Here is a 19729-nt window from a genome sequence, read left to right on the forward strand (position 1 = left end):
TCACCGGCGACTCTTGGCTTCCCGCTCTGCGCGCTTGCGGGCCCGCTCGGCCAGTTCCGCCTCGTCGAGCGCTTTGGCCTCGTCGAGTGTCGGTGCGCCGCCGCCGAGCCGGCGCGGCACCCAGAACGCGCCCTCCGGGAGTGGATAGTCGCGCTGCGCCTCGTGCAGCAGCTCGGTCATCGCCGTGCGCAGGTTCTGCAACGTCCGCTCCATCGTCTCGTCGGCCCGCACGGGTTTACCCACCTCGACGGTGATCGGAATCTTGCCGCCGCCCCGCCGACCCCAAAGGCGCCGCGGATGGTCCTTGGTCCAGAGCCGTTGGGCGCCCCACACGATGAGCGGAACGATCGGCACATCGGCCTCCCGCGCCATGCGGGCCGCACCGGTCTTGAAGTCCTTGAGCTCGAAGCTGCGACTGATCGTGGCCTCCGGATAGACGCCGACGAGTTCGCCCGCCCGCAGCCGCTCCACGGCGACGGCGTAGGAGCCGGCCCCGGCAGTGCGATCCACCGGGATCGTGCCCGTGCGGCTGATGAGGTAGTTGACGACCTTCACCTGCTGCATCTCTTCTTTGATCATGAAACGCAGCCGCCGCTTGCGGTAATGCGCTGCCAGCGCGGCCGGCAACCAGTCGACATAGCTGGTGTGGTTGATCGCGATCACCGCACCGCCGCTGGCGGGGATGTTGTCCAGACCGTGGTAGCTGATTTGGATCCCGTTGATCCTGACCGCCGCCTTGACCAGTACCTCGAGCGTGTAGAAGACGGGCTCCATGTCGGTTACCCCGGTGCTCCGCTGGCGTCGGGACGCTGCGCGCGCCTGGCGGCCTTCTCGAGCGCCTCCTCGGCGTCCATCCGGTTGGCCTCGGCCAGCGTCGGGGCTCCCCCGCCCAGCCGGTGCGGCACCCAGAACTCGCCGGGCGGGTGCGGACCGTAGGCGTCCTGCACCCGCTCCAACAAGTGCTGCATCCGCGAGTGCAGCAGCGCGGTCAGCTCGGCTGCGGGCAGCGTCGGCTCGATCGGTTCACCGACCGCGACCGAGATCGGCACCTTGGGCCGCCACATCTTCTTCGGATGGCCCTTGGTCCAGATGCGCTGCGCACCCCAGACGACATGCGGAACGATCGGCACGTCGGCGGCGATCGCCATGCGGGCGGCACCGGACTTGAACGCCTTGATCTCGAAGCTGCGGCTGATGGTGGCCTCGGGGTAGACGCCGACCCACTCACCCTCCTTGAGTTTGCGGCAGGCCTCGTCGAAGGACCCCGCGCCGCTGTCGCGGTCCACCTCGATGTGGCGCAGGCTGCGCATGAGCGGTCCGGTGATCTTGTGGTCGAAGACCTCTTTCTTGGCCATGAAGCGGACCTTGCGGCCCTGCCCCTGCCGGTAGGCGGGCAACCCCGCGAATGTGAAGTCGAAGTAGCTGGTGTGGTTGATCGCGATCACCGCGCCGCCGGTGGCCGGCAGGTTCTCCACGCCGGTGACCGTGAACTTCAGCCCCTGCACGCGCCACAGCAGCCGCGCCAGCTGGATGACGGTGCCGTATACCGGTTCCACATCAGGCAGCCTAGTCGCGTGACCCGACCCGGCGAACCCGTGCCAGTTCCCGCCCTCGTCGCCTCGATCTCGGCGGACCGCCCGGTGCGTGCCGTCTGGATCAACGAGCTCGGGGGCGTCACTTTCGAGATCGACGGCGGCGCGGAGTTCGTCAAGGTGTACCCCGACGCCTACGCGCACCTATTGGCCGCAGAGGTGCCGCGGTTGCGCTGGGCGGGGCGCTACACGCCGGTACCCGAAGTGTTGGCGTCCGGGCCGGGCTGGCTGCACACCGCGCGCCTGACGGGTCGCTCCGCAGTGGATCCCCGCTGGGCCGACGAACCTGAAACCGCCGCCCGCGCAATCGGGCAAGGGCTGCGGCGCTTGCACGACGCGCTGCCGGTCGGGGACTGCCCGTTCGGCAGGCCGTCCTGGGTGCCGGTCGACGCGCCACCGGCCGACCGGCTCGTGGTGTGCCACGGCGACGCCTGCTCCCCGAACACTCTGATGGCCGACGACGGCGCGTTCAGCGGGCACGTCGACCTCGGCGACCTCGGAGTCGCCGACCGCTGGGCCGACCTGGCCATCGCGACGATGTCGCTGGACTGGAACTTCCCCACCGAGGGCCCCGGCGGTTTCCAGGAACTACTGCTCGAGGCGTACGGCGTCGCGGCCGACGACGAGCGCATCGGCTACTACAGGCGCGCGTGGGACGCCTACGACGACGATCAGGACCTGCCGGCGGGCTAGACTCTTCGCGAGCGCCACATCCCACAGAAAGGGTATTTGTGCAGGTCACGAGCGTCGGGCACGCGGGTTTTCGCATCGATACCCAGGCCGGAAGCATCTTGTGCGACCCCTGGGTCAACCCCGCCTACTTCGCGTCGTGGTTCCCGTTCCCCGACAACAGCGCGTTGGACTGGGACGCGCTCGGCGACTGCGACTACCTGTACGTCTCACACCTGCACCGCGACCACTTCGATCCGCGGCTACTGCGCAGACACGTCAACAAGGACGCGGTCGTGTTGCTGCCGGACTATCCGGTGCCCGATCTGCGACGCGAACTCGAAAAGCTCGGCTTCCACCGGTTCTTCGAGACGACGGATTCGGTCACGCACACCGTCACCGGCCCGCGCGGCGATCTCAAGGTGATGATCATCGCGCTGCGTGCCCCGGCCGACGGTCCGATCGGTGACTCCGGACTCGTGGTATCGGATGGCGTGACCACCGCTTTCAATATGAACGACGCGCGGCCCGTCGACCTCGACGTGGTGCACGCCGACTTCGGCCACGTCGACGTGCACATGCTGCAGTACTCCGGCGCCATCTGGTACCCGATGGTCTACGACATGCCCGCCCGCGCCAAGGAGGCGTTCGGCATCCAGAAGCGGCAGCGCCAGATGGACCGGTGCCGCCAGTACATCGCGCAGGTCGGCGCCACCTGGGTCGTCCCGTCGGCGGGCCCGCCGTGCTTCCTCGATCCGGACCTGCGCCAGCTGAACGACGACCATGGCGATCCGGCCAACATCTTTCCCGACCAGGCGGTGTTCCTGGATCAGCTGCGCGCGCACGGCCATCAGGGTGGCCTGCTGATGATCCCGGGGTCGACGGCGACTTTCACCGGCTCGCAACTGGATTCGCTGACCCATCCGCTGCCCGACGACCAGGTGCAGGCGATCTTCACGACCGGCAAGGCCGACTACATCGCCGACTACGCCGAGCGGATGGCGCCGGTGCTGGCCGCGGAGAAGGCTAATTGGGCGCCCGCGGCGGGCGAGCCGCTGCTGGAACCGCTGCGCACGGTCTTCGAGCCGATCATGATCCAGACCGATCAGATCTGCGACGGTATCGGCTACCCGGTGGAGTTGCGGCTGGGTCCCGAGACGGTGATCCTCGATTTCCCGAAACGGGTTGTGCGCGAACCGATTCCCGACGAGAAGTTTCGCTACGGCTTCGCGATTGCGCCGGAGCTGGTGCGCACCGTGCTGCGGGACAACGAACCCGACTGGGTCAACACCATCTTCCTGTCGACCCGGTTTCGGGCCTGGCGGGTCGGCGGCTACAACGAGTACCTGTACACATTCTTCAAGTGCCTGACCGACGAGCGGATCGCTTACGCCGACGGGTGGTTCGCCGAGGCCCATGACGACTCGTCCACGATCACGCTGGACGGCTGGGAGATTCAACGACGGTGCCCGCACTTGAAGGCAGACCTGTCGAAATTCGGTGTGGTCGAGGGGTCGACACTGACCTGCAACCTGCACGGCTGGCAGTGGAACCTGCAGAACGGCCGCTGCCTGACCACCAAGGGTCACGAGTTGAGGTGCACCCGGAAATGACACGGAAATGACGGCCCCGCAACAGTTTTACGACGATGGGATGATCCAGCTCGACCGTGAGGCGATCACGCTGCGCCGCTATCACTTTCCGTCGGGCACCTCGAAGATCATTCCGCTGCGGTCGATCCGCGGATACAAGGCCGAGCCGCTGGGCATGTTCACCCAGCGGTTCCGCATCTGGGGCAGCTCGGACCTGCGGCGCTGGCTGCCGCTCGACGTGTGGCGACCGATCAAGTCGACTTTGGTGACGCTCGACGTTCCGGGCGCGCGACCCAAACCCGCGTTCACGCCCCAGCGGCCCACCGAGTTCCTCGCGAGCCTCGACAAACTGCTGAACGGCTAGGCGCGAACGACGCCACAAGCGACGCTCACTTGGCCGGCGTCAGCAGTTCGGTTCCGACGAAGGGCACCAACGCTTCTGGGACGCGGACGCTGCCGTCGGGCTGCTGATGGTTCTCCAGAATCGCCACCAGCCACCGCGTCGTCGCGAACGTACCGTTGAGCGTGGCCGCCGTCTGCGGCCGTCCGTTCTCGTCGCGGTACCGCACCGCCAACCGGCGCGCCTGGAACGTCGTGCAATTCGACGTCGAGGTCAGCTCGCGGTAGGTGCGCTGCGTGGGAAACCAAGCCTCGCAATCGAATTTGCGTGCCGCCGACGATCCGAGGTCACCCGCGGCGATGTCGACGATGCGGTAGGGCACCTCGATCTTGGCCAGCATCTCGCGCTGCCAGCCCAGCAGCCGGTCGTGTTCGGCCTCGGCGTCCTCGGGCTTGCAGTAGACGAATCCCTCGACCTTGTCGAACTGGTGCACCCGGATGATGCCGCGGGTGTCCTTGCCGTGGCTGCCCGCCTCCCGGCGGAAGCACGACGACCAGCCCGCGTACCGCAACGGTCCGCGGGACAGGTCGAGGATCTCGTCGGCGTGGTATCCCGCCAGCGGCACCTCGGAGGTCCCCACGAGGTAGAGGTCGTCGGCCTCGATGCGGTACACCTCCTCGCTGTGGGCGCCGAGAAAGCCGGTGCCCGCCATGATCTCCGGGCGCACCAGCACCGGGGGGATCATTAACGTGAAGCCGTTCTCGGTGGCCAGCCTGACCGCCAGCTGCAGCAGGCCCAGCTGCAACAGCGCACCGGCGCCGGTGAGGAAGTAGAACCGTGATCCGGCCACCTTGGCGCCGCGTTCGAGGTCGATCAGCCCCAGCGCCTCGCCGAGCTCGACGTGATCCTTGGGTTCGTCGATGCGCGGGGGCTCGCCGACGGTCTCGAGCACCACGGAGTCGTCCTCGCCGCCGACCGGCACTCCGTCGATGATCACGTTCGACAACGCCATGTGCGCCGCAGTGAACGCCCGCTCGGCCTCGGCTTGATCGGCCTCGGCGGCCTTGACCTTCTCGGCGAGCTGCTTGGCCTGCTCGAGCAGAGCGGGCCGCTCCTCGGGTGACGCCTTGCCGACCTTCTTGCTCGCGGCCTTCTGTTCGGCGCGCAGATTGTCGGCCGCCGACACCGCGGCCCGGCGGGCGACATCGGACTGCAGCAGCGCGTCGACGAGATTCGGATCTTCGCCGCGGGCGCGTTGCGAGGCACGGACCGCATCCGGGTTTTCGCGCAGCAACTTGAGGTCGATCACGGCCGCAACCCTACTGGTCGACGGGTCGAGCCAGCACAACCGCATAACTTTACAACTGCAACAGTTGTCACAGCCCCTGACACGCCTGTCACAATGGAGCAGATGTTGGAGGCACCAGGTCGTCCGGGCGACGCGCAAGAGCGCGCCGATCTGCAGCAAGACGACACCGAACCGTCGCAGCGAGCGGCGTGGTGGCAGAGTTTGCACGCCACGTCGACGCGTCGCGCCCTGTTGCTGACGGCTCTCGGCGGGCTGCTCATCGCCGGCTTCATCACCGCCCTGCCGCAGAGCGAGGGTGCCAATGGCCTGACCGCCAGCACGATCTCCCTCGGCCCGCGCGGCAATGCGACGTTCGAACACGCCAAGGCCGGCGACTGCCTCAACTGGCCCGACCGCACGCCCGACGCCGCCGAGATCGTCGACTGCAACAAGGAGCACCGATTCGAGGTCGCCGAGTCGGTCGACATGCGGACCTTCCCGGGCAGCGAGTACGGGCCGGACGCGGCGCCGCCGTCGAGCGCGCGCATCCAGCAGATCAGCCAGGAGCAGTGCTCGACGGCCGTGAAGCGTTACCTGGGTCCGCGCTTCGATCCGAACAGCCGCTTCACGGTGAGCATGCTGTGGTCGGGCGACAAGGCCTGGCGCCAGTCCGGTGAGCGACGCATGCTGTGCGGCCTGCAGTTGCCAGGCCCCAACAATCAGCAGTTGCCGTTCACGGGCAAGGTCGCCGAGATCGACCAGTCCAAGGTGTGGCCCGCAGGGACCTGCCTGGGCATCGACCCGACCACCAACCAGCCCACCGACATTCCCGTCGACTGCGCCGCCCCGCATGCGATGGAGGTCACCGGCGCGGTGAACCTCGCCGAGAAGTTTCCCGGCGGCCTGCCGCCGGAGCCCGAACAGGACGCCTTCATCAAGGACGCGTGCACCCGGATGACGGACGCCTATCTGGCTCCGATCGAGCTGCGCAGCACCACGCTGACACTGATCTACAGCACCATCTCGCTGCCGAGTTGGTCAGCGGGCAGCCGTCAGGTGTCGTGCAGCATCGGTGCGACCCTCGGAAACGGGGGCTGGTCGACTCTGCTCAACAGCGCCAAGGGTCCGCTGCTGATCAACGGTCAGCCGCCGGTCCCGCCGCCCGACATTCCCGAGGAGCGGCTGAACTTCCCGCCGATCCCGATCCCCGACGACGACTCGGGCAGCACCTCGCAGGTCACCAGCGACCAGTCCTCCGACAGCAGCAGCAGCGGCAGCAGCAGTGACAGCGGCAGCAGCGACCAGTCGACCCACGGGCCGGCCCAGGTGACGGACGCTCCCGAGCCCTCGGGCGACCAGGGGCACGCGCCGGGCAACACGTTCAACGGCGGGCCGCCACCGCCGGGAGCGGCGCCGCCTCCGGGTGCGCCGGTTCCCCCGCCGCCTCCGCCGGGCGCCCCGCTGCCTCCGCCGCCGCCCGCGGCCGCTCCTCCGCCGCCGGCGCCTGCACCTGCGCCCGCGCCGGCCCCCGCACCGCCACCGCCACCGCCACCGGCGCCTGCGCCTGCACCTCCGCCGCCGGGACCGTAGCCACGTGACCGTGCGGATGGACCCGCAACGGTTCGACGAACTGGTCTCCGAGGCGCTCGACCTGATACCGCCGAAGCTCGCCGACGCGCTCGACAACGTCGTCGTGCTGGTCGAGGCCCGCAATGACGAGGAACCCGACCTGCTGGGTCTCTACCAGGGCGTCGCGCTGACCGAACGCGATTCGTGGTACGCGGGCTCGTTGCCGGACACGATCACGATCTACCGCGACGCGTTGCTGCAGCACTGCGACACCGAGGACGAGGTCGTCGACGAGGTGGCAATCACCGTGATCCACGAGATTGCGCACCATTTCGGTATCGACGACGAGCGCCTGCACGAACTCGGTTGGGGATAACGGGATAACACCGCGAGACCGCGAAGACCGCCGAAAGACACCGCGCGGCAACCACGGTTTGTCCCCCGCTGGTGCTATCAAGGGGCCATGACCGAGTGCCGAGACTGCATGGCCGGCCTCGAGCACTGCCATGGCACCGTCATCCATCACGTGTCACGCCGGGCGGAGTGCACCGAACCGGGCTGCGTGACCCCGGAGGTGGTGCACACGTTCGTGATCGACTGCGAGGCGATCGGCTGCGTGTGCGCCGTCTCGCTGTCAGCCCATCGGGTCGGCTGACTGCAGCGCGTCCTCGACCGGGTGTACGTCGGGCTCCGGGTAGAACGGCGGCGTCATCGACCCCCACCGCACGCAACTCCACCGGCCGTCGGTGATCGGGGCGAGCACGACGGCCTCGGTGTTGCCGAGGTGATGGTCGAGCACGAAGCTGCGCTCGACGCCCGCCAACACCGACGACACCAGCCGGATCGCCGCGCCGTGGCTGACCACCACGATGTCGCCGTGCCAGGCGTCGTCGTCGAGGTGCCGCATCCGCAGCTGCGTGATGGCCGGCACGTACCGGTCCAGCACGTCGTTACCGGTCTCGCCGTTGGGCATCGGCGCGTCGAGGTTGCCTTCGTGCCACTGCTGGTAGACGGTCTCGAACGTGGCGATCGCCTCGTCGTCGTTGCGGTCCTCCAGGTCACCCACCTGCACCTCGTGGATGCCCTCGAGTTCCATCGGCGGTACCCGCAGTGCTCCCGCGATCTCCTCGGCGGTCTGGCGGGCCCGGTGCGCCACCGAATGCGCAAGGATCGCCGGTGGCAGCGGCAGGCCATTTGCGTAGGAGCGCGCCTGGTTGCGACCGAGATCGGTCAGCTCGGCCCCGGGCGGCCTGGTGTCGAGACGACGCTGCACGTTCGCCAGTGACTGGCCATGGCGCACCAGCACCAGGCGCCCAGTCACGGCTTTCCCTCCTTCAGCCGCGCCAGCCAGCGAGAGGCCTCGTCCAGCGCGGGCGGCGCCGCCCCTGCGGCGGCTCCGGTCGGCCAGGAACCCAGGAATCGCACATCCGAACAACGACGGTGCAGCGCCTTGAGTGCCTCGGCGACCGCATCGTCGTCGATGTGGCCGACGCAGTCCAGGAAGAACATGTAGGTACCCAAACCCGTTCGGGTGGGCCGTGATTCGATTCGCGTCAGGTCGATGTCGCGGACCGCGAACTCCGTCAGCGCCGACACCAGCGCGCCGGGCACGTTGGCCAGTCGCAGTACCACCGAGGTGCGGTCGGCGCCCGTGCGGTCCGGCGGCGGAGCGGGTGGTCCGACCAGCACGAACCTGGTGCGTGCATTGGGTTCGTCGACGATGTCGGACGCCAGCGCCGTCAGGCCGTAACGTTCCGCGGCCAGCGCGGTGCTCACCCCCGCGTCGGCGCGGCCCTCGGCCACGTCGTTGGCGGCCGCGGCGTTCGAGTTGGCCGGCACCAACTGCGCTGACGGCAGCTGCTCGGCCAGCCAGTTGCGCACCTGGGCGGCCGCGACGGGAAAGGCGGCGACCGTGGTCACATCGCCTGCCCGCGTACCGTCGCGCACCACGATCGTGAACGACACGTCGAGCGTCAGTTCGGCGAAAATCTGCACGGGCGTACCAGTGGCCAGGCCGTCCAGCGTCGGTAGCACCGATCCCTCGATCGAGTTCTCGATCGGCACGCAGGCGTAGTCCGCGTCTCCGCTGCGGACCACGGCCAGTGCGCCGGTGGTGCTGTCGGTCGGGACTGCGGTCACCTCGTCGGCACCCGGCCCGCCGGGCAGCATGCCCTCGGCGGACATCGTGAGAAGCGCCACCTCGGTGAAGGTCCCCTGAGGTCCCAGATAAGCGATGCGCGGCACGGCTCAACACTATCGGGTCGCTGCGGTAATGCCGTTCCGCTGCACGAAAGCCTTGCGGGATCCGCTAGAACCTAGTTAAGTTAGGCTCACCTTATCTGAGGAGGCGGGATGACGACAACGACCACGGCACCGACGACGGCCGAGCGGATCCGCAGCGCGTGCGTCCGGGCCGGCGGCGCGATGCTCGCGGTCGAAGGTATCGAGCCCACCGAGACCCCGGTCCACCATCTGCTCGACGACGGCTCGTTCGCGATCACCGTCCCGCTCGACAGCCCGGTGGCGGCCAAGGCCGTTTCCGCCGGCACCGCCGGGGTGCAGGCGGTGCTGGAGATGACCGACTACGCGCCGCTGCCGCTGCGCGAGCCAGTGCGGTCCCTGGTGTGGATCCGCGGGCGCCTGCACGACGTGCCGGCAGGCGAGGTGCCGACCCTGCTCGATCTGGTCGCCTCCGAGGATCCCAACCCGGCCCTGCTGCAGGTGAACTCCGGACCGTCCGACGGCGATCGCGGCTATGCACTTCTACGCCTCGAGATCGACTCGGTGGTCGTGGCGGACTCCACCGGCGCCGAATCGGTCGGGGTGAGCACACTGCTCGACGCCCGGCCGGATCCGTTCTGCGCAATGGAGTCGTGCTGGCTGCAGCACATGGAGTCGGCACACCGCGACGTGGTCGAGCGGCTGGCCAGTCGGCTGCCGATGTCGTTGCGCCGCGGCCGCGTTCGGCCACTGGGACTGGACCGCTACGGCGTGCGGCTCCGGGTGGAAACCGACGACGGTGATCACGACGTGCGGCTGCCGTTCACCAAGCCGGTGGACGACGTCACCGGGCTCAGCCAGGCGATCCGCGTGCTGATGGGCTGCCCGTTCCTCAACGGGCTGCGCGCACGCAAGCTGTGACGCCACTACCGTAGCTGCGGTGACCGGCGCCCCCGACGAGCTGAGCAACCCCGAGCGCCGGGCGCTTCGCATCGAAGTCGCCGTCGTACTGGCGGTGACGTTCGGCCTGTCCGCCTACAGCGCACTGCTGAACTTGACCGAGTCGGTCCTGCTCGGCCTCTCCGGCCAGGTCGTGGCACTCAATCCGCGCCGCTCCCCATTCGACCTGATCGACCTCGGCCTCAACCTCGTCTGGGTCTTTCAACTGTCGGCGTGGGGCGGGCTGGCCGTTTATCTGTTGTGGCGCAGCGGGTTCGTCCTCGAGTCGATCGGACTGGGTCGACCGCGGTGGCGACCGGACCTACTCGGCGGGCTGGGTTTGGCCGCGCTCATCGGGGTGCCCGGCCTCGCGTTGTATCAGATCGCCCGCATCCTCGGCATGAACGCCGACGTCGAACCCGCCGAACTCTACGACACCTGGTGGCGGATCCCCGTCCTGTTGTTGACGTCGCTCGCGAACGGCTGGGCCGAGGAGGTGGTGGTTGTCGGCTTCCTGGTCACCCGGCTGCGTCAACTGCGGGTGAGCCCGGCGACCGCCGTCATCGTCTCCAGCGTGCTGCGCGGCCTGTACCACCTCTATCAGGGCTTCGGGGCGGGCCTGGGGAACATGGCGATGGGCCTGGTGTTCGGCTATGTCTATCTGCGCACCGGTCGGCTCTGGCCGCTGATCATCGCCCATGCGCTGATCGACGCCGTGGCGTTCGTGGGCTACACGCTGGCCGCCGGCCACCTGGGCTGGTTGCGGTGAACACGGCGGAATGCGACGTAGATTCGTCAGATGACCGACAACCGGCAGCCGCCCCGCGGGTTCGAGCCCCCGCCGCGGGCACGCCGGGAGCCGTCACAGGTCATCCGCCGGGACCCCGCCTACCGGCCGCCGCCTCCATGGCCGCCGAACCCGGCCCCGCCACCGCCGCGGATGCCAGCACCGCGCACGGCGCCACCACGGCGACAGCCGCCACCACCGCGACAGCCGCCACCACCGCCGCGCGCCCGGCCGCCGGCTGCCCGTAAACCGGCACCGCCGCGGCAGCCGCCGCCACCTCCGCGACCGCCGGCGCCGACGAAACCGAAACCGCGACGGCGCAAACGTCATTGGGGACGCCTCGTCGTTGCGGTTCTGCTGGTGTTCGTGGTGGCCCTGCTGGTCTTCGTGGTGGCCGGCGGGCTATGGCTCGACTCGTCGCTTCGGCGCATCCCCGCGCTGACCGACTACCCCGACCGCCCCGCGTCGGCGTCGGGTACGACGTGGCTGCTCGTCGGATCCGACAGCCGCCAGAACCTGACCCCCGAACAGCAAGCGCAGCTGGCCACCGGCGGCGACCTCGGCGACGGTCGCACCGACACGATCCTGCTGGTGCACATTCCCGGCATCGGATCGGGGACGCGCACAACGATGGTCTCGATTCCGCGCGACTCCTACGTGTCGATCCCCGGCTACGGCAGCGACAAGATCAACGCCGCGTTCACGGTCGGTGGCGCCCCGCTGCTCGCCCAGACCGTCGAGCAGGCCACCGGGCTGCGGATGGACCACTACGCCGAGATCGGGTTCGACGGGTTCGCCACGATGGTCGACGCCGTCGGTGGGGTCACCATGTGTCCGACCGAGCCCATCAGCGACCCGCTGGCCGGCATCGACCTGCCCGCCGGATGCCAGAAACTCGACGGCCGCAGTGCGCTGGGATTCGTTCGCACCAGGGCCACGCCGCGCGCCGACCTGGATCGCATGCTTCATCAACGCGAGTTCATGTCCGCGCTGCTGCACCGCGCCGCGAGCCCCGCAGTGCTGCTCAACCCGCTGCGCTGGTACCCCATGGCCCGCGCCGCCACGGGCGCCGTCGCGGTCAACGAGGACGACCACATCTGGGACCTCGCGCGGCTCGCGTGGTCACTGCGCGGCGATGTGCTGACGACCACGGTGCCGATCGGGGAGTTCTCCGCCGGCGACTCGGGCTCGGCCGTGCTGTGGGACGAGGAGGTCGCGGGCCGGTTGTTCGAGGCGCTGCGAACCGACGCACCGGTGCCGCAGGACGTCCTCGACGCCCAGCCGTGAACCGGAACTGACCGCGGTCTAGTCCCGGCCGGCCCCGGCCAGCCCGTTCTGCAGCCAGTCCTTGGTACGACCCGGGTGGTTGGTCGCGACCCACGCCACGCCGAGCTCGCGGCAGTACTGCACGTCCTCGAAATGGTCGACCGTCCAGCAGTACAGCGCGCGGCCCTGCGCGGCCGCCCGGTCCACCAACTCGGGATGTTCGCGAAGGGTCGCGATCGAGGGCCCCACCGCGGTGGCGCCCACGGTGGTGGCTGCGCTGCCGCCCAGATACCGCGACGTCTCGCCGAGCAACACCGTCGGAAGCATCGGTGCCGCCCGCCGGATCCGCCAGACCGCGGCCGCCGAGAACGACATCACGACCGCGCGCGACAGATCCGCCGACGCGGGAGAGGCGATCCCGAACCGGTGCAGCAGCGCCAGCACCTTGCTCTCCACCAGCGCGCCGAAACGGACCGGGTGCTTGGTCTCGATGAACAGCTTGACCGGCCGGTTGCAATCCAGCACCAGCGAAACCAGCTCGTCGAGCGTCAGCAAGCCCGTATCCGCGTGCGTACCGTCGCCGTGATGGCTGGGATGCCATGCGCCGTAATCGAATTCACGCAACTGCGCGAGCGTCATGTCGCTGACGAGCCCGGTCCCGTTCGACGTCCGGTCGACCTTGCGGTCGTGCACACACACCAAGTGGCCGTCGCGGGTCAGCCGCACGTCACACTCGACGCCGTCGGCACCCTCCTGCAATGCCAACTCGTACGCCGCGAGCGTGTGCTCCGGACGGTCGGCCGAAGCGCCGCGGTGCGCCACGACGAACGGATGCCCGCCGAGCGTCGGCCCGGGCGTCGCTTCGTCGGCGGCCTTGGCGTCGCCAGTCATGCGACCTATGCTGCCGGGTTCTGCCCGTGGGACTCAACCGGAACGTCACTTTCCACCCGCGGCTGATCCTCCGGCAGGACCACCCAGCGCTTGGTCGGCCGCTCGACCGGTTGCCGCTCGAAACCGAGGACGACCTTCGCGGCGAGTAGCAGGGCCGCCAGTGCCAGCAGGTAAGCCACCGTCGTGGTCATGGTGTTGTCGGCGATTCCCTGCGCATCCTGGGTGAAGCTTGTCGCGATCGACCAGATCGACACCACGTAGCTGGCCAGCCACACCAGCCACCAGGCCACGATCGGTCGACGCAGCCAGCTCAGCCGCTCCTCGACTCCGGCCAACTCGAGGACGAACACCGGCGCCCAGAACAGGTTGACGAAGGGAAGCAGGCACCCGGCCTGCAGGTGCCACCCCGGCCGGGGGTCTGTCGTCCCCCGGTGGGCGTACGCGGCGGCCCGCCGCGCCACGAGCCAATTGGTCAGCACGATGAGGCTGGCGACCACCATGAACATGGCGATGACGCTCGCCGCGACGCCGAGCCACGTCGCACCCGCGGCGATCCACGGATGCAACAGCACTGAGCGATTGACAATCAGCAGCACGTAGCGCAACAGGTGGAGCAGCGCCGCGGCGCCCAGGGCCGCCATCGTCGCCAGCAGGGTGCCACGGAGCATCGCGGCCGACGGTCCTGTGCGCGGCGCCTCCTGCTGATGGTCGACCAGCTCGACCTGATCCAGCAGACCCCACCGCGGGATCGTCGCGTAGCGCGGCGTCGGGCCGAGTGCCAGCCTCCGGCGCCGAGGCGCGGGCGGTGCGCCCGGGCGTACCGCGATCCAGCGATAGCCGGGTGGCCGGGACGGCGGGGCGGCGGGCGTCGTCGTGGTGTTGAAGGAGGCGCCCGGTCCGGGGCTGGAGGGCGGAAGCAGGGGCCCGTTGCAGCGTGGGCACCAGACCCTGCGCCGGTCGCGCACGTTCCACCGGGTTCCGCATTGGGAACACACCTGAATCATGTCGCTCCTTGCCTGGCACTCACCACCCGACAGCGTAGCGACGACCCGCCCGACCTCCGCGCCGATCCCGGTGGGACGCAGGCCGTCGGGGAGTCACAGCAATTCCGGCCTATCCACAGATTCCACAGGTTCATCCACAGGCAGGCGACGCCACGAACCAGGCGTGAGCCGCTGAATCTGGGTTTCCTGCACCGATTGCAGTGGATAGACGTCCCCGGGTCTGATGCCCTCATCAACAGGCCGCCCTGCGACGAGCGAAATGCCTAGTCAACCTAATGGCGCGACAGGGCGCGGTCGCCTCCCATCCGACCGGGCCATGTCAGCGGGCCCGCCGATTTTTCCGTCGGGACAACAGGCGTTATGATCGGCGTCACAGTTCCACGTTGTGACGGATCTCACTGGGGGAGAGGCGCCAGAACATGCAGGTCAGGAGGGGTTGATGACGTCTTCGATGGGTTCGGGTTCGGCAATGCCGCCTTCGGAATGGCCGTCGTCGGCACATGACTACACCCGCACTCAGTGGATGGCGTTTCTGCGGGCCAGCGTGATCGCGCTGGTGCTGTTGGGGGTGCTGGCCGTCATCGTGTTGTTCTGACGGGACGCCGCTCGACGAACACGAAAAGAGCCGCCGGTCAGTGACTCGGCGGCTCTTTGACGTACGGAATCGGGTTGCTCAGGCGGGCGGGTAGACGCCCATCTGCTTGCCCTTGTCGGTCTGCCAGAAGATGTCGGCGATCTCATCGATCGTCTTGAGCAGCTTCTCGGCGACGGAGGCGTCGAGTGACTTCTTGACCTCGCCGGCGCCGTGCACACCGTCCCAGAACAACTGATGCAGGTTGGGGAATTGCTCGAAGTGGTCCTTCGCGAAGAAGTCGGCCCACAGCACCATCAAGTGATGCTTGACCTCTTCGGCGCGCTCTTCCTTGATGATGATGCACCGCTGGCGGAAGTGCTCGTCGTCGGAGTCGTGATACTTCTGGATCGTTTTCAAGCAGGAAAGCGCGTCGATCTTGGCCTGCGCGGGGTCGTAGACGCCGCAGTACAGATCGCAATGGGCATGGGCGGGGGTGGCGTTGGTGAACATTCGATGCAGCATGTGTCCTAACTTACCCTTTGGGGGTGCGCCGCAACCAGACACCGCGACGCTGGCCGCTGCGGCTGTTCCGCGTCGTCGATGACTCGATGCGCCCGACGCTCGGTCCCGGCGACGGACTTCTGGCCATGCGCTGCCAGAGCATTCGTCGCGGACAGCTACGGGTCTTCCAGGATCCGCGGCGTTCGACGCGGTGGCTCGTGAAGCGGGTCGGCGACATCTACGGCGCTGGACGCGACGCGATCTTCGAAGCCCGCTCGGACAATCCCCGTGCCCCCGGCGCCGCCGACTCCCATGAGTTCGGCTGGATTTCGGCGGCCGCGTCCTACCGGGTGGTGTGGACCGCGCGCGCCGATTCCAGCCGTTAGCAGTCGTGTCCCCTTGCGTGCCAGCCGACTCTGCCGCATCCTGAGCGCATCGGCGTGCGAACACCGATGGCGCGGAGGCGATATGGAGAGAGGATCCGGCCGGGCGATCGAGGTCGCCCCGTTCCATTCACGCGGTTCACTCAAGGGGTTCGTGATCTCGGGCCGCTGGCCGGACTCCACCAAAGAGTGGGCCCAGTTGTTGATGGTCGCGGTGCGGGTGGCGTCGCTTCCCGGGTTACTGTCCACCACAACGATATTCGGTGCGCGCGAGGAGTTGCCCGACGAGCCCGAACCCAACACCGTCGGCCTGGTCGTCGCCGAGGGCACCGTCGTCGGCGAATCAGCGGTACCGCCAGGGCATTTCGCCGAGCACCAACCACCGGCGCTGTTGATGCTGCACCCGCCGTCGGAGACCACTCCCTCCCTGCCGGAGTGCACCGGAGCGGCGTCCGGTTGTGTGCTGCTGCCCGGCCTTCCCCACCTCGGTCTCGAACATCGGGCGGCCTGGGTCGAGGCCGAAGCGGACGGCACCGTGACGTCCATGGTGAGCAGAGTCGGCGTCGACCCGATCAGCCATCCCGACACCGCGATCCTCGCGATGCTCCTTGCGGCATAAGGTGTTTCGAAGCATTTGATTCGGGCAACTGAACGACGGATTCGGATACCCGAAACCTCGGCGGACGGTGGCGCGCCGGCTCGACTGCAGCTATGGTCGGTGAAGTAAGCGAAGGGGAGTAGCCCCCAATCGTCGTGTCGACATACTGGCGCAAGCCCGGCCGGCGAACCGCACCTCGAGAAGGCGTGGTGGGCGAGACCTTCGACCGAAGCCGATGGGCGTGAGAAGCGATCCGTCGGCGACGCGTCGAAAGGGTCGTCCGAATGCTCACCGCAATCCTGGTCAGTCTCGCAGTCATTTTCGTCGCCGAACTCGGCGACAAGTCGCAGCTGATCACCATGACCTACGCACTGCGCCACCGTTGGTGGGTGGTGCTCTCGGGCGTCGGCATCGCCGCGATGCTGGTGCACGGCCTGTCAGTGGCGATCGGACATTTCCTGGGATTGACCCTTCCCGAGCGCCCGATCGCGTTCGTCGCTTCCATCGCATTCCTGCTGTTCGCGCTGTGGACGTGGCGAGAACGCAGCGACGACGGCGAAGAGGTGCGGATCGCCGAGCCGCGCTTCGTCGTGCCTGCGATCGTCTCCTCATTCGTGCTCGCCGAACTCGGCGACAAGACAATGCTCGCCACGGTCGCCCTGGCCAGCGACCACCACTGGGCCGGCGTCTGGATAGGCGCGACGGCCGGCATGGTGCTGGCCGACGGAGCGGCGATCGCCGCCGGCAGGTTGATGCACAAGCGGTTGCCCGAACGCTTCCTGCACGGCCTGGCCAGCGTGCTGTTCCTGCTGTTCGGTCTGTGGCTGCTGTTCGACAGCGCCCTCGGTCTGCGGTGGGTCGCCGCCACGGTCGTCAGCTCGGTCACCGTTGTGGCCGTCGTGATGTGGGTGGTGCGCAGCCGCGCCGCGCGCGCGGATACGAACACGCTCGAACCGTCGTCGCGGCGGTCCTGACGGCAACCACTCTCGGATCCTTCCGCGACGCCGAGTTCGACAATCGGCAAACTCGGAATTCTGCTTCGTCACTCAAGATCAGCGTTGCCGAGGGCGCACAGCGACTATTCGGTCGCGGCGGTGAGCACTCCGTCGGCAAAGCTAGCTCGACCCTACCGTCAATATTTGCTTCGCCGCACCGTGAGGTAGCGGCGCCGGCGCGCTCTGAGCACGTCCGAGCGGCCACCGAAGGGGGCGCCGACGGAATGGGCGGGTTAACTTTTCCTTGGTTTGCACTTGGTTGACACCACTACACTCGCTACGATGATCAGCAAATACGCCGCTAATACACCGCTCGTTTATTCCATGTGGAGGTCATATCGATGAGCACGACGTTTGCCGCTCGCCTGAACCGGCTGTTCGACACGGTCTACCCGCCGGGACGCGGCCCACATACCTCCGCTGAGGTGATCGCGGCGCTCAAGGCCGAGGGCGTCACCATGTCTGCGCCATACCTCTCTCAGCTGCGCTCGGGCAACCGCACCAACCCCTCGGCGGCCACGATGGCCGCTCTTGCCAACTTCTTCCGGATCAAGCCGGCCTACTTCACCGACGACGAGTACTACGAGAAGCTGGACAAGGAGCTGACCTGGCTCGCGAGCATGCGCGACGAGGGTGTTCGGCGTATTGCCGCACGCACTGTCGGGCTGTCGCCGGAGGCCCAGCAAGACATCGTCCAGAAGGTCGATGAGCTGCGCCGCCGCGAGCATCTCGATTAGCCCGACCGGGCGGTGAGCGCCGAAGCCGGCGAATCCGTCAAGCGGAAACAGCTACGCCGGCCGAGTCACCGCGCCACCGCGGCGGGTGAGCGCGCGGTACTGCTCGGCGATCTCGAGGATCCACTCGCGGTCTGAATAATCGCTGGGTTGGCGCAGCCAGCCGAGGCCCGGAAAGCCCGCCTGCTCGACCTCCGATGCGGCTTCTCTGCCGGCGTATATCCACTCCGCGATCGCTTGGGCCTGCTCCTTCGGCGACACCGACGGCGACTCGAGTTCGGCCTCCTGCGAGTCGGCGTCGTCGCCGGAGGGCGCGCCGGCCGAATCGACTCGCAGCTTGCGCGTGTAGTCGGCCGCGGTGGCTTCCAGGAACAGCGCGTCAGAAATCAGCGACATCCGCTCCGCCACCCGGAACACGAGCGGTCCGCGGGGCCGCACGCCGATACCGATGTCGGGATGGCGGCGCCCGAGTTCGGTGAGGATCGGCTGGATCACCCGCAGCTCGCGCCGGGCGCCGAACCAGTCCTCGACGCTGGGCAGCAGCGCCCCCGCGGCGACGACCAACATCGCACAGCCCAACAGCGTCGCCGCTGCTCCCACGCCCACCGGTCCGCCCCTGCCGGCCGCGCGCAGGAGGAAGAAGCCGGCGGCCGCCACGATCAGCACGATGCCGATCGTGAACACGAACAACGCCCGACCCCGCCGCGTGCGGTTCGAGTGGCGAAGGCCGGCCCATGCCACCAGCGACAGCGCCAGCAGCACGTAGAGCAGCGGCAGCAGCCACGGCAGCGGGTAGCCACCGTTGTCCAGGTTGCGCCGCAGGTACTCCTGCGGCGACATCTCGGGTTGACGGCCGGCGGCGAAGAAGCTCACCAGGCTCACCACCGCGATCACCGCGGCCACGCTGTACTGAGCGATCGCGACCTTACGGATCGTTGCGGGTCTACGTGCCGAGGAGACGGTCGTGATCATCACGCAGCTGCCCGCCGCGCAAGCGACAAGGGCCACCTGGGATAGCCCCATGGAGATGTTGGGCCACCGCAGCAAGGTGTCGATCAGCAGCGTCAGCGGCTGCCAGTTGAGGGCGGCGATCACGCCGAGACTGCCCAACGCGAGGATCATCGCGGTGCTCACCAGGCTCTGCTTGTTGACCAGCGCCCAGCCGATGCGTAGGCCGGTGGCCAGTCCGAGCAGACCGGCGATCACCCAGATGATCAACCAAACGCCTCTCCGAGCCGGACCTGGACGATGGACGAGCGGTCCGACGGCAGCCGGCCCAGCCGGTACAGCAGCAGCGCTGCGAAGTCCTCGGCCTCCTGTTCGGCCTCCTCACCGGCGGGCCCCATACATCCGGTCCGCTGGTTCAGCATGTAGCCGATCAGCTCGGAGCTGGCGATCTCCGTGGTCTCTCGCGCCGCCTGGGCGACCGGGATGCCGTCATGACCGAGTACCAGGTGTCCCAGTTCGTGAGCAAGCGTGCGGTCCCACGCCGGCAGCCCCTTCTGGATCAGGAAAACGTCACGGTCGGCGTACTGCCGCCACTGCCCACAAACGCCGGGCGGCAGGTCCGCCGTCTTGAGCTCGATGGGCCGATCGCGGTCCGCGCTGACGGCCTCGACGAGCCGGGGCAGCGATACTTCCCCCTGCCGCGGCGCCAGTTCGAGGACGGCACCGACCGCACGGGTGACACGGCGGCTGGCTGGCATGAGGCCCCCCTTTCGACCGCGGCCTGGCTCGGCCTGATGACAACCGGTCGACGACCCGTCGATTCTCGCACAAGTGCGACT

Annotated in this window: 24 protein-coding genes; 14 read left to right on the forward strand and 10 right to left on the reverse strand. The window is 68.3% G+C overall.

All coding sequences use genetic code 11. From position 1 onward, the window contains the following. Positions 1-774, reverse strand: a complete 774-nt coding sequence (locus AU187_RS00795) for a lysophospholipid acyltransferase family protein (protein WP_059100700.1) — start codon at positions 772-774, stop codon at positions 1-3. Positions 775-779: 5 nt separating this feature from the next. Beyond that, on the reverse strand, positions 780-1556 hold the full coding sequence (locus AU187_RS00800; protein ID WP_059100699.1) for a lysophospholipid acyltransferase family protein: 777 nt from the start codon (positions 1554-1556) through the stop codon (positions 780-782). Between the two features lie 18 nt (positions 1557-1574). Here AU187_RS00800 and AU187_RS00805 point away from each other — a divergent pair, with 18 nt between their 5' ends. Genes AU187_RS00805 through AU187_RS00815 form a run of 3 tightly spaced genes read left to right on the forward strand, consistent with a single transcriptional unit; the run spans position 1575 to position 4217 of the window. Further along, complete coding sequence (locus tag AU187_RS00805; protein WP_059100698.1) at positions 1575-2285, forward strand: aminoglycoside 3'-phosphotransferase; 711 nt, start codon at positions 1575-1577, stop codon at positions 2283-2285. Between the two features lie 38 nt (positions 2286-2323). Next, positions 2324-3874, forward strand: a complete 1551-nt coding sequence (locus tag AU187_RS00810) for an MBL fold metallo-hydrolase (protein ID WP_059100697.1) — start codon at positions 2324-2326, stop codon at positions 3872-3874. A 7-nt stretch (positions 3875-3881) separates the two neighbouring features. Then, positions 3882-4217: a hypothetical protein gene (locus tag AU187_RS00815; protein ID WP_059100696.1), complete on the forward strand. Its 336-nt coding sequence runs from the start codon at positions 3882-3884 to the stop codon at positions 4215-4217. Positions 4218-4242: 25 nt separating this feature from the next. Here the strand turns inward: AU187_RS00815 and serS are convergent, their stop codons facing one another. Beyond that, the gene (gene serS, locus AU187_RS00820) at positions 4243-5502 is read right to left on the reverse strand and encodes a serine--tRNA ligase (protein ID WP_059100695.1); all 1260 of its coding nucleotides are present in this window, start codon (positions 5500-5502) and stop codon (positions 4243-4245) included. Positions 5503-5595: 93 nt separating this feature from the next. Between serS and AU187_RS00825 the strand changes: the two genes are divergently transcribed. From AU187_RS00825 to AU187_RS00835, 3 genes are all read left to right on the forward strand, one after another. Continuing rightward, a complete protein-coding gene (locus tag AU187_RS00825) occupies positions 5596-7071 on the forward strand; it encodes a septum formation family protein (protein WP_059100694.1) in 1476 nt (491 codons plus the stop codon). Positions 7072-7075: 4 nt separating this feature from the next. Further along, entirely contained in the window at positions 7076-7426 is a 351-nt protein-coding gene (locus AU187_RS00830; protein ID WP_059100693.1) for a metallopeptidase family protein, read from the forward strand. Between the two features lie 87 nt (positions 7427-7513). Further along, on the forward strand, positions 7514-7705 hold the full coding sequence (locus AU187_RS00835) for a hypothetical protein (RefSeq protein WP_059100692.1): 192 nt from the start codon (positions 7514-7516) through the stop codon (positions 7703-7705). Here AU187_RS00835 and AU187_RS00840 read toward each other — a convergent pair. Next, positions 7685-8371, reverse strand: coding sequence for a histidine phosphatase family protein (locus tag AU187_RS00840; RefSeq protein WP_059100691.1), 687 nt, complete (start codon positions 8369-8371; stop codon positions 7685-7687). The two genes, AU187_RS00835 and AU187_RS00840, sit on opposite strands and share 21 nt — an antisense overlap. Then, the gene (gene pheA / locus AU187_RS00845; protein ID WP_059100690.1) at positions 8368-9294 is read right to left on the reverse strand and encodes a prephenate dehydratase; all 927 of its coding nucleotides are present in this window, start codon (positions 9292-9294) and stop codon (positions 8368-8370) included. Before pheA ends, AU187_RS00840 begins: the two co-directional genes overlap by 4 nt. Positions 9295-9402: 108 nt before the next feature. On the opposite strand from pheA, the gene AU187_RS00850 reads away from it, so the two are divergent. From AU187_RS00850 to AU187_RS00865, 3 genes are read left to right on the forward strand one after another with little or no spacing between them, the layout of a single operon-like run. After that, positions 9403-10191 (forward strand): DUF2470 domain-containing protein, encoded by a 789-nt coding sequence (locus AU187_RS00850; RefSeq protein ID WP_059100689.1) that lies wholly within the window; start codon positions 9403-9405, stop codon positions 10189-10191. 19 nt (positions 10192-10210) lie between these two features. Further along, complete coding sequence (locus AU187_RS00855; RefSeq protein ID WP_059100688.1) at positions 10211-10978, forward strand: CPBP family intramembrane glutamic endopeptidase; 768 nt, start codon at positions 10211-10213, stop codon at positions 10976-10978. Positions 10979-11008: 30 nt separating this feature from the next. Continuing rightward, the gene (locus AU187_RS00865) at positions 11009-12283 is read left to right on the forward strand and encodes an LCP family protein (RefSeq protein ID WP_082683697.1); all 1275 of its coding nucleotides are present in this window, start codon (positions 11009-11011) and stop codon (positions 12281-12283) included. Between the two features lie 18 nt (positions 12284-12301). On the opposite strand, the gene AU187_RS00870 is transcribed toward AU187_RS00865, so the two are convergent. Continuing rightward, positions 12302-13153 carry a glycerophosphodiester phosphodiesterase gene (locus AU187_RS00870; protein ID WP_059100686.1) on the reverse strand — a complete coding sequence of 284 codons (852 nt, stop codon included), beginning with the start codon at positions 13151-13153 and terminating at the stop codon, positions 12302-12304. A 5-nt stretch (positions 13154-13158) separates the two neighbouring features. Then, entirely contained in the window at positions 13159-14157 is a 999-nt protein-coding gene (locus AU187_RS00875) for a DUF4328 domain-containing protein (protein WP_059100685.1), read from the reverse strand. Positions 14158-14596: 439 nt separating this feature from the next. On the opposite strand from AU187_RS00875, the gene AU187_RS25305 reads away from it, so the two are divergent. Continuing rightward, positions 14597-14752, forward strand: a complete 156-nt coding sequence (locus AU187_RS25305) for a hypothetical protein (protein ID WP_156425361.1) — start codon at positions 14597-14599, stop codon at positions 14750-14752. Between the two features lie 78 nt (positions 14753-14830). Here the strand turns inward: AU187_RS25305 and sodN are convergent, their stop codons facing one another. Further along, the gene (sodN, locus tag AU187_RS00880; protein WP_059100684.1) at positions 14831-15253 is read right to left on the reverse strand and encodes a superoxide dismutase, Ni; all 423 of its coding nucleotides are present in this window, start codon (positions 15251-15253) and stop codon (positions 14831-14833) included. An 86-nt stretch (positions 15254-15339) separates the two neighbouring features. Between sodN and AU187_RS00885 the strand changes: the two genes are divergently transcribed. The 4 genes from AU187_RS00885 to AU187_RS00900 all read left to right on the forward strand — a co-directional run bounded on the left by AU187_RS00885 (position 15340) and on the right by AU187_RS00900 (position 17945). Continuing rightward, entirely contained in the window at positions 15340-15618 is a 279-nt protein-coding gene (locus AU187_RS00885; protein ID WP_231740382.1) for a S24/S26 family peptidase, read from the forward strand. An 82-nt stretch (positions 15619-15700) separates the two neighbouring features. Next, positions 15701-16234 carry a hypothetical protein gene (locus AU187_RS00890; protein WP_059100683.1) on the forward strand — a complete coding sequence of 178 codons (534 nt, stop codon included), beginning with the start codon at positions 15701-15703 and terminating at the stop codon, positions 16232-16234. A gap of 263 nt (positions 16235-16497) precedes the next feature. After that, a complete protein-coding gene (locus AU187_RS00895) occupies positions 16498-17187 on the forward strand; it encodes a TMEM165/GDT1 family protein (RefSeq protein ID WP_059100682.1) in 690 nt (229 codons plus the stop codon). Between the two features lie 362 nt (positions 17188-17549). Further along, positions 17550-17945: a helix-turn-helix domain-containing protein gene (locus AU187_RS00900; RefSeq protein WP_059100681.1), complete on the forward strand. Its 396-nt coding sequence runs from the start codon at positions 17550-17552 to the stop codon at positions 17943-17945. Positions 17946-17996: 51 nt separating this feature from the next. Here AU187_RS00900 and AU187_RS00905 read toward each other — a convergent pair whose 3' ends face one another. Together AU187_RS00905 and AU187_RS00910 are read right to left on the reverse strand one after the other, a co-directional pair. Next, positions 17997-19160, reverse strand: coding sequence for a hypothetical protein (locus AU187_RS00905; protein WP_059100680.1), 1164 nt, complete (start codon positions 19158-19160; stop codon positions 17997-17999). Next, the gene (locus AU187_RS00910) at positions 19157-19648 is read right to left on the reverse strand and encodes a hypothetical protein (protein WP_059100679.1); all 492 of its coding nucleotides are present in this window, start codon (positions 19646-19648) and stop codon (positions 19157-19159) included. Before AU187_RS00910 ends, AU187_RS00905 begins: the two co-directional genes overlap by 4 nt. Positions 19649-19729: the final 81 nt, after the last annotated feature.

Origin of the sequence: Mycobacterium sp. IS-1556, assembly GCF_001499985.1 — a bacterium.
Classification (GTDB): domain Bacteria; phylum Actinomycetota; class Actinomycetes; order Mycobacteriales; family Mycobacteriaceae; genus Mycobacterium.

Bases quoted from the DNA above. Each gene is read 5' to 3' on its own strand.
- AU187_RS00795 (WP_059100700.1), bottom strand. From the start codon at position 774: ATGGAGCCCGTCTTCTACACGCTCGAGGTACTGGTCAAGGCGGCGGTC.
- AU187_RS00815 (WP_059100696.1), top strand. From the start codon at position 3,882: ATGACGGCCCCGCAACAGTTTTACGACGATGGGATGATCCAGCTCGAC.
- AU187_RS00825 (WP_059100694.1), top strand. From the start codon at position 5,596: ATGGAGCAGATGTTGGAGGCACCAGGTCGTCCGGGCGACGCGCAAGAG.
- AU187_RS00835 (WP_059100692.1), top strand. From the start codon at position 7,514: ATGACCGAGTGCCGAGACTGCATGGCCGGCCTCGAGCACTGCCATGGC.
- AU187_RS00850 (WP_059100689.1), top strand. From the start codon at position 9,403: ATGACGACAACGACCACGGCACCGACGACGGCCGAGCGGATCCGCAGC.
- AU187_RS00865 (WP_082683697.1), top strand. From the start codon at position 11,009: ATGACCGACAACCGGCAGCCGCCCCGCGGGTTCGAGCCCCCGCCGCGG.
- AU187_RS00870 (WP_059100686.1), bottom strand. From the start codon at position 13,153: ATGACTGGCGACGCCAAGGCCGCCGACGAAGCGACGCCCGGGCCGACG.
- AU187_RS00875 (WP_059100685.1), bottom strand. From the start codon at position 14,157: ATGATTCAGGTGTGTTCCCAATGCGGAACCCGGTGGAACGTGCGCGAC.
- AU187_RS25305 (WP_156425361.1), top strand. From the start codon at position 14,597: ATGACGTCTTCGATGGGTTCGGGTTCGGCAATGCCGCCTTCGGAATGG.
- sodN (WP_059100684.1), bottom strand. From the start codon at position 15,253: ATGCTGCATCGAATGTTCACCAACGCCACCCCCGCCCATGCCCATTGC.
- AU187_RS00885 (WP_231740382.1), top strand. From the start codon at position 15,340: ATGCGCCCGACGCTCGGTCCCGGCGACGGACTTCTGGCCATGCGCTGC.
- AU187_RS00890 (WP_059100683.1), top strand. From the start codon at position 15,701: ATGGAGAGAGGATCCGGCCGGGCGATCGAGGTCGCCCCGTTCCATTCA.
- AU187_RS00895 (WP_059100682.1), top strand. From the start codon at position 16,498: ATGCTCACCGCAATCCTGGTCAGTCTCGCAGTCATTTTCGTCGCCGAA.
- AU187_RS00900 (WP_059100681.1), top strand. From the start codon at position 17,550: ATGAGCACGACGTTTGCCGCTCGCCTGAACCGGCTGTTCGACACGGTC.
- AU187_RS00910 (WP_059100679.1), bottom strand. From the start codon at position 19,648: ATGCCAGCCAGCCGCCGTGTCACCCGTGCGGTCGGTGCCGTCCTCGAA.